Annotated in this window: 13 protein-coding genes and 1 tRNA gene; 5 read left to right on the forward strand and 9 right to left on the reverse strand. The window is 71.1% G+C overall.

The window, feature by feature from the left end; genetic code table 11:
- Window positions 1–82 precede the first annotated feature (82 nt).
- Window positions 83–2,317, reverse strand: coding sequence for an MMPL family transporter (locus tag ACIBO1_RS12135; protein ID WP_396744556.1), 2,235 nt, complete (start codon window positions 2,315–2,317; stop codon window positions 83–85).
- 37 nt (window positions 2,318–2,354) lie between these two features.
- A complete protein-coding gene (locus ACIBO1_RS12140) occupies window positions 2,355–2,903 on the reverse strand; it encodes a TetR/AcrR family transcriptional regulator (protein WP_396744559.1) in 549 nt (182 codons plus the stop codon).
- 125 nt (window positions 2,904–3,028) lie between these two features.
- On the opposite strand from ACIBO1_RS12140, the gene ACIBO1_RS12145 reads away from it, so the two are divergent.
- The gene (locus ACIBO1_RS12145) at window positions 3,029–3,799 is read left to right on the forward strand and encodes an isocitrate lyase/phosphoenolpyruvate mutase family protein (protein WP_396744562.1); all 771 of its coding nucleotides are present in this window, start codon (window positions 3,029–3,031) and stop codon (window positions 3,797–3,799) included.
- A 486-nt stretch (window positions 3,800–4,285) separates the two neighbouring features.
- Complete coding sequence (locus ACIBO1_RS12150; protein WP_396744565.1) at window positions 4,286–5,248, forward strand: DNA polymerase domain-containing protein; 963 nt, start codon at window positions 4,286–4,288, stop codon at window positions 5,246–5,248.
- A gap of 12 nt (window positions 5,249–5,260) precedes the next feature.
- Here ACIBO1_RS12150 and ACIBO1_RS12155 read toward each other — a convergent pair whose 3' ends face one another.
- The 7 genes from ACIBO1_RS12155 to ACIBO1_RS12185 form a co-directional block, all read right to left on the reverse strand.
- Window positions 5,261–7,615 carry a metallophosphoesterase gene (locus ACIBO1_RS12155; protein ID WP_396744568.1) on the reverse strand — a complete coding sequence of 785 codons (2,355 nt, stop codon included), beginning with the start codon at window positions 7,613–7,615 and terminating at the stop codon, window positions 5,261–5,263.
- A 20-nt stretch (window positions 7,616–7,635) separates the two neighbouring features.
- The gene (locus ACIBO1_RS12160; protein ID WP_396744571.1) at window positions 7,636–8,337 is read right to left on the reverse strand and encodes a hypothetical protein; all 702 of its coding nucleotides are present in this window, start codon (window positions 8,335–8,337) and stop codon (window positions 7,636–7,638) included.
- A 271-nt stretch (window positions 8,338–8,608) separates the two neighbouring features.
- Window positions 8,609–9,250, reverse strand: coding sequence for a LysE family translocator (locus ACIBO1_RS12165; RefSeq protein ID WP_396744574.1), 642 nt, complete (start codon window positions 9,248–9,250; stop codon window positions 8,609–8,611).
- Window positions 9,251–9,360: 110 nt separating this feature from the next.
- Window positions 9,361–9,432: transfer RNA gene (locus ACIBO1_RS12170), tRNA-Arg, on the reverse strand.
- 238 nt (window positions 9,433–9,670) lie between these two features.
- Entirely contained in the window at window positions 9,671–10,363 is a 693-nt protein-coding gene (locus ACIBO1_RS12175; RefSeq protein WP_396744816.1) for a winged helix-turn-helix domain-containing protein, read from the reverse strand.
- A gap of 212 nt (window positions 10,364–10,575) precedes the next feature.
- On the reverse strand, window positions 10,576–11,205 hold the full coding sequence (locus tag ACIBO1_RS12180; protein ID WP_396744577.1) for a DUF305 domain-containing protein: 630 nt from the start codon (window positions 11,203–11,205) through the stop codon (window positions 10,576–10,578).
- Window positions 11,206–11,233: 28 nt separating this feature from the next.
- Entirely contained in the window at window positions 11,234–12,037 is an 804-nt protein-coding gene (locus tag ACIBO1_RS12185; RefSeq protein ID WP_396744580.1) for a DUF3105 domain-containing protein, read from the reverse strand.
- A 101-nt stretch (window positions 12,038–12,138) separates the two neighbouring features.
- On the opposite strand from ACIBO1_RS12185, the gene argS reads away from it, so the two are divergent.
- The 3 genes from argS to ACIBO1_RS12200 are packed head-to-tail and all read left to right on the forward strand — an operon-like array spanning window position 12,139 to window position 16,538.
- Window positions 12,139–13,803, forward strand: a complete 1,665-nt coding sequence (argS, locus tag ACIBO1_RS12190; RefSeq protein WP_396744583.1) for an arginine--tRNA ligase — start codon at window positions 12,139–12,141, stop codon at window positions 13,801–13,803.
- 3 nt (window positions 13,804–13,806) lie between these two features.
- On the forward strand, window positions 13,807–15,219 hold the full coding sequence (gene lysA / locus ACIBO1_RS12195; RefSeq protein WP_396744586.1) for a diaminopimelate decarboxylase: 1,413 nt from the start codon (window positions 13,807–13,809) through the stop codon (window positions 15,217–15,219).
- 8 nt (window positions 15,220–15,227) lie between these two features.
- Window positions 15,228–16,538 (forward strand): homoserine dehydrogenase, encoded by a 1,311-nt coding sequence (locus ACIBO1_RS12200; RefSeq protein ID WP_350693145.1) that lies wholly within the window; start codon window positions 15,228–15,230, stop codon window positions 16,536–16,538.
- The last annotated feature ends 40 nt before the right edge of the window (window positions 16,539–16,578 follow it).

Raw genomic sequence — 16,578 nt, forward strand, 5'->3', positions numbered from 1 at the left:
CGTGCGCGGGGTGCTGATGTTAGGAAGGGTCCCCTGCTATGCACGAGGCGTTAGCAGGGGACCCTTCCTTTCACGCAACCCGTCAGGTGCCGGCGTGCACCTTGTCGTCGAGCTCGGCGCGTAGCTTCTCGCCCTCGATGTCGACGTTGGGCAGGAACCGGTCCAGCCAGCGCGGCAGCCACCAGGCCGCCTTGCCGAGCAGCGACATCACCGCCGGGACGATGGTCATCCGGACCACGAAGGCGTCGATGGCGACACCGACCGCCAGCGCGAAGCCCATCGACTTGATGACCGGGTCGTCGAGGAAGACGAAGCCGCCGAAGACCGCGGTCATGATGAGCGCGGCGGCGGTGACCACCCGGGCACCGTGCCCCATCCCGTTGATGGTGGCCTGCTGGGCGGTGTCGCCGTGGACGAAGTCCTCCCGCATCCGGGAGACCAGGAAGACCTCGTAGTCCATGGCCAGGCCGAACAGGATACCGATCAGCAGGATCGGCAGGAAGCTGATCAGCGGGCCCGGAGTGTCCAGGCCGAACAGGTCCGCCAGGTGACCCTGCTGGAACACCGCGACCGTGAGACCGAAGGTGGCCGCCACGGTGAGCAGGAAGCCCAGCGCCGCCTTGATGGGCACCAGCACCGACCGGAACACCAGCATCAGCAGCAGGATCGACAGGCCGACCACCAGGCCCAGATAGACCGGCATCGCGTCGGAGAGCTTCTCCGAGATGTCGATGCCGATGGCGGTCACGCCGGTCAGCAGCACGTCGGCGCCCTGGACGCCGTCGACCGCCGTACGGATGTCGTGCACCATCGTCTCGGTGGCCGGGTCGGTCGGGCCGGTCTGCGGGATCACGCCGAGCAGCGCGGTCCGGCCGTCCGGGCTGAGCTGCGGCGGGGCCACCGCCAGCACGTTCTCGGTGTTCTGCACCAGGTTGGCCACCTGCGGCACGGCGGCGGCGGTGGCCTGCGCGTCGTCGCCGGCCACGACCACCGCGAGTCGGCCGGTGAAGCCCGGCCCGAAGCCCTCGGTGATCAGGTCGTTGGCGACCCGGGGAGCCGAGCCGGCCGGCGCGGTGCCGGCGTCGGGCAGGGCCAGACGCATGTCCGGGGCGGGTAGCGCGAGCAGGCCGAGACCGATCACTCCGGCCAGGATCACCGGGATCCGGAAGCGGGTGAGGAACCCCGCCCAGCGGAACCCGAACGCCGACCGGTCCTCGCCGGTGATGGTGGCCGCGTCGGGGCCGACGCCGCTCTCGGTCGTCTCCGGCGTGCCCTGGTCGCCGTCGGCGACCTGCGGTGCGGCCGTACGCAGCTTGCGGGGCAGCACCCGGCGGCCGGCGAAGCCGAGCAGGGCCGGTTGCAGGGTGATCGCCACCAGCACCGCCACGGTCACCGTGCCGGCTGCGGCCAGACCCATCACGGTCAGGAACGGGATGTTCACCACCGACAGCCCGGCGAGGGCGATGACCACGGTGGCTCCGGCGAAGACCACCGCCGATCCGGCGGTGCCCACCGCTCGACCGATCGCCTCGTCGGCGGGCAGCCCTTCGAGCAGGTTCTGCCGGTAGCGGGAGGTGATGAACAGCGAGTAGTCGATGCCGACGGCGAGGCCGAGCATCAGAGCGAGGATCGGCGCGGTGCTGGTCAGTTCGACCACGCTGCTGAGCGCGAACAGGCCGGCCATGCCGACGCCGACACCGATCAGCGCGTTGAGCATGGTCATCCCGGCCGCCACCAGCGAACCGAAGGTGATCACCAGGACGATCAGGGCGACCGCGACACCGATCGCCTCGGTCGAGCCCACCTCGGGCTCGGCGTTGAGCACCTCACCGCCGGGGGCGACCTGCCAGCCCTGGGCTTCGGCCTGGGTGCCGACCTCCTCGTACGCCTCCCGCTGCTCCTCGGTGATCGCGTCGGAGCCACCACCGAACTGCACCTGGATCAGGGCGTATCGGCCGTCCGGCGACACGGCGCCGACCTGGAACGGGTCGACGGCGGCGAGTACGCCGGGGACCGCCGTGGCCTCCTGGGTGATCGACTGGACCACCGCCTGGCCTTCGGGTGTGCCGAGTTGTCCCTCGGCGGGCGCCTTGACGGCGATCGTGCCGGTCGCGCCGGACGCCGCCGGGAACTGCTCGGCGAGCAGGTCGAGAGCGCGCTGCGACTCGGTCCCGGGCATGGTGAAGTTGCTGGCCGTCGGGCCGCGCAGGGTCGCTGCGGCCAGGCCGAGCCCGACGAGTACGACGAGCCAGATCGCGGCCACGAGCCGCCGTCGGCGCATCGAACCCCGGCCAAGCCGGTAGAGCAGGGTCGCCATGAGGTCCTTTCCCTCGGTAAGTGAATGGTGGAACGGGTCAGTGCACGGGCTCCAACGCCCGTCGCAGCAGGGCGAGCAGGGCGGCCCGCAGGTCCTCGTCGGACACCTCGGCGAACTGTCCGCAGGTCTCGGCGATGCCGGCGAGCAGCACCAGCGCGCAGATCCGGGCCGAGTCGCGGGACGAGCGTCCGGCCAGGGCGGCGATGAGCCGCTCGGAGATCTCGTGGATGTGCGCGAAGTCGGGTTGTTGCAGCAGTTCCGGGAACTCGCCACGGAGCAGGGCGATCTCGCCGCGGAACCGGACCGCCAGGTCGACGAAGCCCTCGGTGGCGACCTGCTGGGCGCGGGCCGGGTCGTCCTGCGCCGCGATCCGGTCGTCCAGCGCCTGCAACACCTCGACCGCGGGCGCCATCAGCTCGGTGAGGATCGCCTCCTTGTTGGCGAAGTGGTAGAGCACCGCCGCCTTGGAGCAGCCGACCTCACGCGCGATGTCCTGCAACGAGGTGCCCCGGTAGCCGGTGGCGGCGAACCGCCGGGTGGCGGCGGCCAGGATCTCGTCGTGGGTCTGCTGGGTCGGGCGGGCCATGGCAGCCAGCATGCCTGACCGATCGGTCAGAGGCTGACCGATCGGTCAGATCAGTGGTCTTCGCCACAACCACCCGGGTTCGATTGGCTCTCGGGCCCCGCCCGTCCGATGCCCAGAATCGCGGTATGACCTCTACTGCGATCGATCGGGCGAATGCGCTGCGCGCGCTGCACCACCCGGGTGACCCACTCGTCCTGCCCAACACCTGGGACGCCGGCTCGGCCCGGGCCGTGGCCGACGCCGGCTTTCCCGCCGTCGCCACCGGCAGCGCCGCCGTCGCGGAGTCGCTCGGCTACGCCGACGGCGAGCGCACCCCACCGGCCGAGATGTTCGCGGCGGTGGCCAGGATCGCCCGTGCGGTCACCGTGCCGGCCACCGCCGACCTGGAGCGGGGGTACGGCCTGCCTCCGGCGGAGCTGGTCGAGCGCCTGCTCGACGCCGGAGCGGTCGGGCTCAACCTGGAGGACTCCGAACCCGCCGGTGGCGCGATGGTGGACACCGAGAAGCAGGCCGACCTGCTTGCCGAGGTACGGGCGGCGGCCGACGCGGCCGGCGTACCGGTGGTGCTCAACGCCCGGGTGGACGTCTTCCTTCAGCAGGCCGGCGACCCGGAACAGCGACTCGCCGAAGCCATCCGCCGGGCCCGCCGCTACCTGGCGGCCGGTGCGGACTGCGTCTATCCGATCGTGCTCGCCGACGCCGCCGACCTGCGCACCTTCGTGGCGGAGGTGCCCGGCCCGGTGAACGTGCTGGCCCGCCCGGCGGCCCCGACGCTCGCCGACCTCGCCACGCTCGGCGTCGCCCGGGTCAGCTACGGCTCCGGCGTGTACGCGGCGACCCGCGCGCACACCGCCCGCCTGCTCGCCGCGATCGCCGCCGGCGAGCGGCTGGGCTGAGCCGATGAGCTGGGCCGAGTGGGTGCGCTGGGTCGACTGCCGTGCGGAGGCGGCAGTGCCGAGCGTCGCCTGCCGGTAATGGAGCCGGGTGCCGCGTCACGGCGAGTGAGTCGAGCCGACCGTCCATGCCCCAGCGCGCCTGTCGAGCTGATGGCGTGGACGGTTCGGCGCGGCTCCGTCACCCTCCAGCGCGCCCTGTCGAGCTAAGAGCGGGGACGGGTCGGCGTCGTTCCGCGCGGTCGAGGGTACCGGCGAGGTGGTTCCAGCCGGTGGCTTCGAGGTCGACCCGCTCCGGCATGCCTGTCGAGCTGACGGCGTGGACGGATCGGCGCGGCTCCGCCACCCCCAGCGCGCCCTGTCGAGCTGATGGCGTGGACGGATCGGGGTCGTTCCGTCCACGCCCCAGTGCGCCGGTCGAGCTGACGGCGTGGACGCCATCGGCGCGTTCCGGTTGACCGCGTGTCGCGGCGGCGGGATGGTGAGCGGATGAGTCGGGCGGACGAGACCCGGGACGGCGTGGCGCTGACCAACCTCGATCAGGCGCTCTTCGACGGGTCCGGTGCGATCAAGCGGGACCTGGTCGACTACCTGGACGTGGTCGCCGACCGGCTCGTCCCGCACCTGCGCGGCCGACCGTTGTCGGTGGTCCGGGTACGCCCCGGCCAGCCGCCGTTCATGCAGAAGAACCTGCCCCGCTACACCCCCGAGTGGGTGCGCCGGGTGCCGGTCTGGGCCGAGGCGTCCCACCGCGAGATCGCGTACGCGCTCTGCGACGACCGCCGTACCCTGCTCTGGTTCGCCAACCAGCGCGCGGTGGAGTACCACCCGACGCTGGCGGTGGTCGACGACCTGAGCCGTCCCACCCACCTGGTGCTCGACCTCGATCCGCCGTCCGACGGCGGCTTCGGGGCCGGGGTGGCCGCCGCGCTGCTGGTCCGACAGGCCCTCGCCGACGCCGGGCTGGCCGGCGCGGTGAAGACCAGCGGGGCCAAGGGGGTGCACGTCTTCGTGCCGATCGCGGCCGGTCCGGACGCCGAGGAACTGGCCGCCGCCACCCGGGCCCTCGCGGCGCGTGCGGAACGGCTCGACCCGGCGCTGGCCACCACCGCGTTCATTCGGGAAGACCGGGCGGGCAAGGTCTTCGTGGACCCGACCCGGTCCGGCGGGGCCACCGTCGTGTCCGTCTACAGCCCCCGGCTGCGACCGGGTGTGCCGGTCTCCTTCCCGGTGTCCTGGGCCGACCTGGAGTCAGTGAGCCCGGCCGACTTCACCATCCGGACGGTGCCCGGCCTGCTTGCGGACCGGGACCCGTGGGCCGAGGAGATGCCGCCGCCGCAGCGACTCCCGGCCGACCTGGTCGAGGAGGGCCGGACCATCCCGATTCCCCGGGTGCAGGCCATGCACGAGGGTCGCCGCCGGGCCCGCGCCCGGCGCGCCGAGGGCGGCTGAGGACCGGTCCGGTCAGCCCTTGATGGTCCAGCGCTGCTTGGTGACCCATTCGGCGCCCGGTGCCACGGCCAGCTCACGCCACTCGATGACCAGGAAGTCGGCGCCCGGCATCCGCACCGGTTGGGCCAGCTCCAGGACGGCGAAGTGGTTCGGCTGGTTGTGCTCCAGCTCGTGCTGACTGACCCCGGTGCTGCCGCAGCCGGAGACGATCAGCGGGCGGGGCGTGACGCTGGAGTCGTTCTGCGGGATCCGCACCAGCGTCTCGCGCAACTGCGGCTTGTGCTTGTGCCCGTGCAGCAGCAGCGAGAAGCCGAGCCGTTCCAGGCGCTGCTCGACCAACCCGGCGTCGCGGACGGTGGACAGGTCGAGCACGACCGCGTCACCCCGTCGCGGCTCCAGCGGTTCGGGGAAGGGGTGCAGGTGGTGGTGCATCACCGCGACCCGTACGTTCTCCGGTGGCTCCTGCTCCAGCAGTTCCTTCACGATGTCGAGCTGGCGTTTGCCGATGTAGCCGTAGTGGTTCTGGTCGTCCTCGAAGATGCAGGAGTTCAACCCGACGATGGTCATCGTCCGGTCGGTACGCCGATAGACGATCTCCCTCGCCTCCGGTCGGGTGCCCGAGGTCCGCAGGTCCCACTCGATGCGCGGATAGACCTCGTGGAACAGCTCCTCGCCATAGAACTGGTGCGCGAAGGTGAGGTAGTTGTCGAAGCGGTTGGCGCGGTTCGACTTGGTCTGGAGCCAGTCGATGTCGTGGTTGCCGGGGACCAGCACCACCTGACTGCGGTCCATCCCGGTGTTCTCGCACAGCTCGGTGAGGAACTGCCGGACCAGGTCGAACTCGTCCTGCCGACCGGTGTAGGTGGAGTCGCCGGAGACCACCAGGACGGCGTCCGAGGCGGCGCAGCCGGACCGCTTGAGGGCGGCGTGGAACTCTCTGGTCAGCTCGACGCTGAGCCGGTCGGAGTTCTCGGTGTCGGCGAACCGGTGCAGGTCGATGCGACTGCCGCCCTCGGTGATCGACCCGAAGTGGACGTCGGAGATGTGGAAGATCATCCGGCGCGGGAAGTCCGGGTCGCCCGTCGGTGCGCCCCGCTCGTCCACGGTCGTCGACGCCGCGTCCTTGGCTCCCTCGACCAGCCAGCGCGCGAAACCGTCCGCGTCGCGCAGCGGCAGGCCGTTGGCGTGCAGCATGAGGATCTGATCGGCGGTCGACTCCAGGTGGAGCCGTTCGGCGCCGTACCGGACCGCCGCCCGCCCGAAGCGGCGGGCCGCCTCCACGTCGCCCAGCACGAAGTGCGCCTCGGCGCGGACCAGGTTCGCCCAGGAGTCGGTCTCCTGACCGGGGCGGGAGTCGATCTCGTCGAGCACCTGCCGATACCGCGCGAGCGCCGGCTCGGGATTGCCCGGATCGGCGATGGCCATCATGCCGGCGCAGGCCACGGCCAGGTACAGCGAGGTGGGGGAGAGGGTGGCGCCCTGCTGGTAGAGGCGCAGCGCCTCGGCGTACCGGCCCTGGCGTTTGAGGGCGCCGCCGAGCATGCCGAGCGTCTCCGGGTCCGACGGGTTCAGCTCGTACGCCCGGTTCAGCGCCACCTCGGCCGCGTCGAGCCGGGTCAGCTTGCGCAGATAGAAGCCGCGCTGCCGGTGTACCTCCCAGTCGCCGTCGGCCTCCGGGAAAGCGGCGTCGAGCACCTGCACCGCGCTGGCGTAGTCGCCCTCGGCGGCCAACCGGTAGCTGAGCGACAACAACGCCCCGGTCGGCAGGTCACCCGACTGCCGCGCCCAGTGCCAGACGGCGAGCAACTGCTCGATGTTCCGGCTCCGCTCGATCTTGTGGTGCAGTTCCTGCTCGAAGGCGACCCGGTCGGTACGCGGATGGAAGTTCAACCCCAGGTCGCTCAACGCGTCCCGGACCGGATTGTGCACGTGCGGGCTGTCCGAGATGAGCGCCTCGCGATAGGCGAACCGGAACCGCGGATCCTGGTCGAACTGTGGACTGTAGAACAGCACCCGCTGGCTCTTCAGGTCGAACGGCAACTCGGTGCCGTGCACCGCGACGAGAATCGTCTTGCCCGGCGAGATCGCCTGCCGGACGCCCAACTCGTAGTAGACGCTGCCGTTGGGCGAACTGATGTCGGCGACCACCACGTCGGCGGCCTGGAGGTGCCGGAACGCCTGGTTGACGATGGTGCCCGGCTCGGTGATCTCGTCGGCGCGGAACACCGACCACCCGGCGTCCTGGGCCACCGGGCGCAGGATGCCGTGATAGAAGCGGTCGAAGTCGTGCATCAGGCCGGAGGGCAGCCGTTTCAGACCGAACGGCATGATGACGAAGAGCTTCTTGGCACCCGAGATGTTCGACATCGACGTTCCGATCGTGCTGGTCAGGTGTGGCTCTCGAAAAGGCCCTTGCCGTTGACCCGGACCAGGGTCGCCAACTCGCTGAAGTCAGCGTATTCGTAGACCCGGATCCGGGGTATGTCCGGATGATTGGAGTTGGCCGCTCCACGGAGGAGGAACGGCAGCACAGCCGACGTGTGTCTGAAGTAGATGGACGGTTTCCCCAGGGCGATCGCCACCCCGGCCTCGACCAGTGCGCTCGACGAATTCGACAGCGGCAGCACCAGCAGGAAGTGCCGGCTGCGCGCCAGCGCCCGCAACTCGTCCCGGAAACCGAGGTCGACGGCGGGGAAGTCGACGATCTCGGGACGGTCCCGACCCGCGTAGTAGCAACTCAACCCGGAGCGCTGCTCGATCTCCCGGACCAGCGTCATGATCTGCTGACGGTGGACCGGGTACTCCGACTCGGGCAGCGAGGCCATCGGCGTCGAGACGAACACGTCGAACTCCGGCCCGTCACCGGCCAGGGATCGGCGGCGTACCGTGGCGATCACCGCGACCGTCGCCCCGGTGACGGCCACCCCGGCGAGGAACGACACCAGCGCGACTGCGACCGTGCCGCCCTGCCCGAGCAGCGGCACCACACCCTGCACGACCGCCACCACCACCGTGGCCGAGGCCGCGATCGCCGCACCGCCGTAGGACGCCTTCTCGGTGGCCGAGATCCGCGACCACCGTACGTTCACCCGGGGCACCGGCAGCCCTTCCGCAGAGTGGCGAGGTGCTCACAGCATAGTGTCGGCGCGCACCCCCGTACTGATCCGCTCCATCGGGTCGGTGCGGCGCTCGCACGGATCATCGCCACCGCCGGCCCGAACCCGCCGCCCCCCGAGGGCGCAGACCCCACCCCCGGACACCCCGCGAACACGACGAAGGCCGCCGACCGTGTTCCTGGTCAGCGGCCTTAGGCGTAGGTCGATTCCGGCGCTCCCGGCAGGATTGCGTTACCTCGGAGCCTCAGTCGGGTCGTCCGGTCAGCGCCAGACGCACCCCTAGACCGATCATGACGAGACCAGCCGCTGCGCCGATGGCCTCGAGACGGCGCCGTGACCTTCCCAGCCACAGCCGTGCGGTACCGGCGAACAGCGCCCAGACGCTGTCGGAAATCAGCGCGATCACCACGCAGACGAGCCCCAGCAAGAACATCTGAAGCCAGACACGGCCGGCGGTGTGATTGACGAACTGCGGGAGGATTGCTGCGAACAGGAGAAACCCCTTGGGGTTACTGACTCCGACTACCACGCCTTCGGTGAAGATCCGCCGCATGCTCTTACCTGCCATCGTGCCCTGCATCGCCGTACCGAGCGCCGCCCGATGCCGGAAAGCTTGGACCCCCAGGTAGACGAGATACGCAGCCCCGATGAGCTTGATGACGTTGTAGACAAGGATCGAACCTTCCACCAGGGCGCCGAGACCGACCGCGACGGCAGTGACTTGGACAACGAGCCCAACCTCATTGCCCGCGACCGTGACCAGAGCAGCTCGCCTTCCGAGGGAGACACCACGGCTGACCACAAAGAGGACGCTCGGCCCCGGAACGGCGATCACCGCCAGCGCGACGACGAACAGCGCGGCAACCTGATGAAGTTCGATGATCATCCGGCGGATACTAATCCGACCGGCCGCAGCCGGACAAACGAATAAGGCCGTCGACCCAGGTTCCCTGGTCAACGGCCTTCTCGTCTTTGTAGCAGCTTTCCTGGCAAGTGTGCCCCCGGCAGGATTCGAACCTGCGCCCCCGCCTCCGGAGGGCGGTGCTCTATCCCCTGAGCTACGGGGGCTCAGCGACTGGTGAAGACTAGCAAACCCACCCCCCGATCGCCGAACCGGCACCCCAACCCCACCCCCACCCACCCATCACCCCACCGCCCCCCTCCCTCACCCACTCCCACCCCGCCTGGCCCCGTTGATCAAGAAGTTTTGGTGCTCAGCGGGGTGCTCCGGAGGCCAAAACTTCTTGATCAACGGCGTGGACGGGTGGGGCTGGTGGGGGGAGTGGGGTGGGGGTGGGGTGGGGGGTTAGGCGGCTTGGGGGCGGCCGCAGCTGGGGAGGGGGTGCGGCACGATGCGGCGGGGGAGGCGGCGGGGCCACTCGTTGCGGGCCCAGGAGCCGTCCACGATCAGGTGTACGGTGCGCTGCTCGGTGCCGCTGAGGCGGAGCACGAAGTCCCGGGGAAGTGCCGGGTCCACCGACGGGGTGGTGACCATGAACCGCACCCGCCCGCGCGAGGAGACCGCCGAGATCACGTCGGCTGCCGGCATCGTGCCGACGAGCCGTACCCGGCCGAGCCAGTAGACCTCGGCGAGGTGCTCCTGGGCGGCTCGGGTGATGGCCGGGTACTCGCTGCGTACCCACCGCTCGACTGCGCCGACGCAGAGCCCGCAGGCGCGCTCGCGCGGCTCGCGCGGGCCCAACCCCCAGGCCCGCAGGTACGCCCCGACGACCCCGGCGTCCAGGGTCAGCCCGAAGTGCTGCTCGATCAGGGTGTGCAGACTCTGGCGAGTCCACAGTTCCTCGTCCAGACCGAACTCGTCGGGGTGGACGCCCCGGAGTGTGTCGATCAGTTCCAACTCCTGCTCGCGGCTGAGCGCTCCCGACTCGCTCTGCCGCTGTCCGCGACGGACGGCTGCCACCGCCCCGTCACCGCCGATGGTGTGGCGTCGGCACCAGCTGGTGACCGAACGCCGTGCGTCTCTGAGTGCAACCCCCACGTCCTGCGCAACGAGCCCGAATCCCAACTGGTCACGATATGTGGGGAGAAAGGTTGTCAAGCTCAGTAATTGGTTCAGAAAGTACTAACGGTGCGTATAGGACAAATGGGCGGTGCGGGGTGGTCCGCGTTCGGGCGAGGGGCCCGACCGGTGATCCGGCGGGCCCCTCGGGTGGAACTACGGTGTCGCGGCGGTCGTGGACCGCTCTGGTCTCAGCCGGCGGCCTGCTGGAGCTTCCGGAGCTCGTTGATCTCCTTCTGCTGCGCCAGCTTCATGGCCTCGGCCATCCGGACCACCTCTGCCCGGTCGGACGTCTTGAGCAGCCCGTCGACCATGTGGATCCCGCCGAGATGGTGCTTGATGATCAGATCCATGAAGAGGCGGTCGACCTCGGCGCCCTGGGCCTCGTGGAGCTGGGCGATCTGCTCCCGGGTGGCCATGCCGGGCATCAGCCCGTCCGCGTCCACCCGTACGCCGTCCGGCATCCACTCCATTGCCGGGCGGGTGCCGGTGGGCAGCAGGTCCCACTCCTGCAACCAGCGCTGCATGTGACCGATCTGCGCCTGCTGGGTCAGCGCCATGTCGTACCCCATCTGCCGGATCGCCGGATCCTGCCCCTTGGCGTACGCGACCATGGCCATCTCCACCGCCTGCGCGTGGTGCCGCGACATGTCCCGGGCGAAGCCGGCCTCGGCCGAGTCCTCACCCGGCGTACGCCCGGCGGCCAGCGTCGCGGCCGTCCAGCCGACGGCGAGCAGCATCAGCGCCGTCAGGGCCAGCGTCAGGTAGCGCAGCGTCCGGGAGGCCGGGCGGGGCTCTGCCCCGCCCGACTGCTCGGTCACCGGTGGGTCCTGCACGGCGGTCGGCATGTCAGCCGCCCTGCGTGGGCTGCATCTCGCGCGGCTCGGTGCCGGTGCCGGTGGTGTAGTTGCCGGAGGAGCACGGCACACCCGGCTCCATCGAGGCGTTCTGCGCCAGCACGGTGGCGAACTCCTTCAGCCGCGAGTCGCCGGCGTCGTCGACCTTGAGCTGGTAGCCCCACGCCTGGATCGAGACGGGCTTGTCGAGGCCCTCGTAGGGGCTCATGAGCATGAAGTCGTTGCCGCGGACGATCTCGGCCAGCTTCTCCACGTCCGCCTCGGGCAGGTCGGGACGGTAGGTGACCCAGACCGCGCCGTGCTCCAGGCTGTGCAGCGCGTGCTCGTTGGCGATCGGCGCCGCGTAGACGTCACCGAGGCAGCGCTGCCAGGTGTTGTTGTGCGGGCCGCCGACCGGCGGGCTGTGCGGGTACTCGATGGAGCCGGCCCGGTGCTCCTGGTTGGAGATGCTCTCCGGGTCGCTCTCCCGGAAGTTGACGATGCCGTCGATCGCCGCGGCCTTGTCCTGCCACGACTGGCTGCCCTTGAAGGTCGCCCAGGCGCCGAAGCCGATGATCGAGGTGGCGAGCACGCCCACGGCGACGAAGAGGGCGATCGGCCCCCACGAGCGGCCCTGGCTGACCTTGACCGGGGTGACCGGCTTGCGGGGACCCTTGCCACCGCCGGAGCGGGGGGTCGCCGGCTTCTTGTCGCTGGTCGGCTTGGCGCCGGCGGCCGGCCGACCCGCCGCCGGCTTCTTGCCGGTGCTGACCACGGTCGGGCGGCGCTGCGGGCCGCCCGGGGTGCTGATGCTCATCGTGCCTCGTCAGGTCGGTCGGTCAGAGGAGTTCAGCGGCCCAGCCCCCGATGCCGGGTCGCCGCCGCGGGGACCGAGTCTACCCCCGATAACATGGTTCGGTGACTCCCGCTGAACTCGCCGAAGCCGTCCTGGCCGCCGCTCACTCCGTCTTCGCCGACCGAGGGCTGGACCGCTCCGCGCTGCCGGAGCACACGACGGTCGAGCGTCCCCGCAATCCCGAGCACGGCGACTACGCCGCCACGCTGGCGCTCCAGCTCAGCAAGAAGGTGGGCGTACCGCCCCGCGAGCTGGCCACCGCGCTCGCCACGGAGCTGGGCAGCACGGCGGGGATCAAGTCGGTGGAGATCGCCGGCCCGGGCTTCCTCAACATCCGGCTCGACGCCGCCGCCGCCGGCCAGCTCGCCCGGACCATCGTCGAGGCGGGCGAGGAGTACGGCCGTGGCGACCGGCTCGCCGGCCTGAAGATCAACCTTGAGTTCGTCTCGGCCAACCCGACTGGACCGGTGCACATCGGCGGGGTGCGGTGGGCGGCGGTCGGCGACGCGCTGAGCCGCCTGCTGCGGGCCACCGGCGCGGAGGTCGGTACGGAGTACTACTTCAACGACGCCGGCTCGCAGATCGACCGGTTCGCCCGCTCGCTGCTCGCCGCCGCCCGGGGCGAGGCGGCCCCGGAGGACGGTTACGGCGGGGCGTACATCGCCGAGATCGCCGCCGAGGTCACCAGCCGGCGGCCGGAGGTGGAGTCGCTGGACGAGGCCGCCGCCCAGGAGGTGTTCCGGGTGGAGGGCGTCGCGCTGATGTTCGAGGAGATCAAGTCCTCGCTGCGCGACTTCGGGGTGGAGTTCGACACCTACTTCAACGAGAAGGACCTGCACGACCGGGGTGAGCTGGAGCACGCCCTCACCCGGCTGCGGGAGCAGGGGCACGTCTTCGACGCCGACGGCGCGACCTGGCTGCGTACCACCGACTTCGGTGACGACAAGGACCGGGTGCTGCGCAAGTCCAACGGCGAGTGGACGTACTTCGCCGCGGACTGCGCCTACTACCTGGACAAGCGGGAGCGCGGCTTCGACCGGGTCGTGATCATGCTGGGCGCGGACCACCACGGCTACATCGGCCGGATGAGGGCGATGGCCGCCTGCTTCGGCGACGATCCGGAGCAGACCCTGGAGATCCTCATCGGCCAGCTGGTCAACCTGGTCCGTGACGGCGCGCCGGTGCGGATGAGCAAGCGCGCCGGCACCGTGGTCACCCTGGAGGACCTGGTCGACGCGATCGGCGTGGACGCCTCCCGGTACGCGCTGGCCCGCTACTCCAGCGACTCGCCGATCGACATCGACATCGAGCTGTGGACCCGGGCCACCCGCGACAACCCGGTCTACTACGTGCAGTACGTGGCGGCCCGGACGGCCAACGTCGCGCGTAACGCCGCCGAGGTCGGACTGCCCCGGGGTGACGCCGACTCGTTCCGGCCCGAGCTGCTCGACCACGACAAGGAGAACGAGCTGCTCAAGGCGCTCGCCGAGTTCCCCGCCGTGGTGGCCGCCGCCGCCGAGCTGCGCGAACCGCACCGGGTGGCCCGCTACCTGGAGGACCTGGCCGGCGCTTACCACCGGTTCTACGACAACTGCCGGATCCTGCCCCGGGGTGACGAGAAGGTCACCGACCTGCACCGGGCCCGGCTCTGGCTGAACGACGCCACCCGGGTGGTCATCGCCAACGGCCTGCGCCTGCTCGGCGTCTCGGCCCCCGAGAGGATGTGACCGGTGCGCGCTCACGAGGCCGGTGCGCTGCACGGTGACATCGGCAACCGGGGCCCGGCGTGGCTGCGTACCCCGGGCGACGTCAATGCCCTGGTGCCGCGCCTGTGGCCGCGCAACACCCGGCGCGGCGACGACGGCGCGTTGGTCGTCGCGGGGCTGGACGTCCGCGACGTGGCCGCCCGGTTCGGCACTCCGGTGTACGTCCTCGACGAGGACGACCTGCGGTCGCGCTGCCGCGACTTCCGGGCCGCCTTCCCGGACGAGGACGTCTACTACGCGGGCAAGGCGTTCCTCTGCCGCGCGGTGGTCCGGATGATCGCCGAGGAGGGGTTGTTCCTCGACGTGTGCAGCGGTGGGGAACTGGCCGTGGCGCTGGCCGCCGGAATGGAGCCTGCGCGGATCGGCTTCCACGGCAACAACAAGTCCGTGGCCGAGCTGACCCGGGCGTTGGACGCCGGGGTGGGCCGGATCATCGTCGACTCGTCCGCCGAGATCGACCGGCTCACCGCGCTGGCCCGCGAGCGGGGCGTCCGGCCCCGGGTCATGATCCGGGTCACCGTCGGCGTGGAGGCGCACACCCACGAGTTCATCGCCACCGCGCATGAGGACCAGAAGTTCGGCTTCTCGCTGGCCGGGGGCGCGGCGAGCGCGGCGGCGCTGCGGATCCTCGACGAGGACGTGCTGGAGCTGCGCGGCCTGCACTCGCACATCGGCTCGCAGATCTTCGACACCAGCGGATTCGAGGTGTCCGCCCGCCGGGTGCTCTCGCTCCAGGCGCAGATCCGCGACGCCCGTGGGGTGGAGCTGCCGGAGCTGGACCTCGGCGGCGGCTTCGGCATCGCGTACACCACCCAGGACGACCCCTCGACCCCGCACGAGCTGGCCAAGCGGTTGCGCCGGATCGTGGACGCGGAGTGCGCGGCGGAGCGCCTGACGGTGCCGCGCATCTCGATCGAGCCGGGTCGGGCGATCGTCGGCCCGGCCGTGTTCACCCTCTATGAGGTGGGCACAGTGAAGTCCGTGCTGGTCGGCGCCGGCGGTGACGCGGCCGACGGGCACCGCGCCTACGTCAGCGTCGACGGGGGGATGAGCGACAACATCCGGACCGCGCTCTACGACGCCGCGTACTCGGCGACGCTGGCCTCCCGGGCCACCTCCGCCGGGTCGATGCTCGCCCGCGTGGTGGGAAAGCATTGTGAGTCCGGGGACATCCTGGTGAAGGATGAATTCCTGCCCGCCGACGTGCAGCCCGGAGATCTTGTCGCGGTGCCGGGCACCGGTGCCTACTGCCGCAGCATGGCCAGCAACTACAACCACGTGCCGCGCCCCCCGGTGGTCGCGGTGCGGGACGGCCAGGCCCGGCTGATCGTTCGACGGGAGACCGAAGAGGACCTGCTCGCCTTGGATGTGGGATGAATCAACCTGTGCGCCTGGCCCTGCTCGGCTGCGGCACCGTCGGTGCCGAGGTGGTGCGGCTGCTGCACGTGCAGTCGGCCGACCTCGCCGCCCGGATCGGTGCTCCGCTGGAGATCGCCGGCATCGCGGTACGCCGGCTCGGGCGTGACCGTGGTGACCTGCCGGTCGATCCGGCCCTGTTCACCACGGACGCGCTCGGGCTGATCAAGCGCGACGACGTGGACGTGGTCGTCGAGGTGGTCGGCGGCATCGAGCCGGCGCGTGGGTGGCTGGTGGAGGCGCTGCGGGCCGGCAAGAGCGTGGTCACCGCCAACAAGGCGCTGCTCGCCGAGGACGGCGGCACGCTGCACGACGCGGCGGCCGAGGGCGGCGCCGACCTCTACTACGAGGCCTCGGTGGCCGGGGCGATCCCGCTGCTGCGCCCGCTGCGCGAGTCGCTGCACGGCGACCGGATCACCCGGGTCACCGGCATCGTCAACGGCACCACCAACTTCATCCTCTCCGCCATGCACGCCACCGGCGCCGGCTTCGCCGAGGCGCTGGAGGAGGCCACCGAGCTGGGGTACGCGGAGGCCGACCCGACCGCCGACGTGGAGGGCTTCGACGCGGCGGCCAAGGCGGCGATCCTCGCCTCGCTGGCGTTCCACACCCGGGTCGGTGCCGACGACGTGCACCGGGAGGGCATCACCGAGGTGACGGCCGCCGACGTGGCCAGCGCGAAGGCGATGGGCTGCACGATCAAGCTGCTCTGCATCGCCGCGCGCGGTGCCGACGGGCAGGGCCGCGAGACGGTCAGCGTCCGGGTGCACCCGGCGATGATCCCGCTGAGCCACCCGCTGGCCGGGGTCGGTGACGCGTTCAACGCGGTCTTCGTCGAGGCCGACGCGGCCGGACAGTTGATGTTCTACGGCCGGGGCGCGGGAGGGTCGCCGACCGCCAGCGCGGTGCTCGGCGACGTGGTCGCGGTGGCCCGCAACCGGCTGGCCGGGGTCCGCGCGGCCAGCGAGTCCGCCTACGCCGACCTGCCGGTGCGGCCGATGGGCGAGGCGCTCACCCGCTACCACATCAGTCTCGACGTGGCCGACCGTCCGGGTGTGCTGGAGGCGGTGGCCGGGGTGTTCGCCCGCCACGACGTCTCGATCGCCACCGTGCGGCAGGGGCCGGCCGGTGGCGGCGCCGGGGGAGCGGGCGAGGCGATCCTGGTCATCGTGACCCATGTGGCACCGGACGCGGCGCTCGCGGCGACCGTCGGCGAACTGCGCGGGCTCGATATCGTCCGTTCGGTGGCGAGCGTGCTGCGGGTCGAGGGGGGCTCGTGAGCGGGCGGCCCGGATACGGACGGCTCCCGGCCGGTGGTGA

This window comes from Micromonospora sp. NPDC049903 (genome assembly GCF_044460945.1).
GTDB lineage: Bacteria > Actinomycetota > Actinomycetes > Mycobacteriales > Micromonosporaceae > Micromonospora.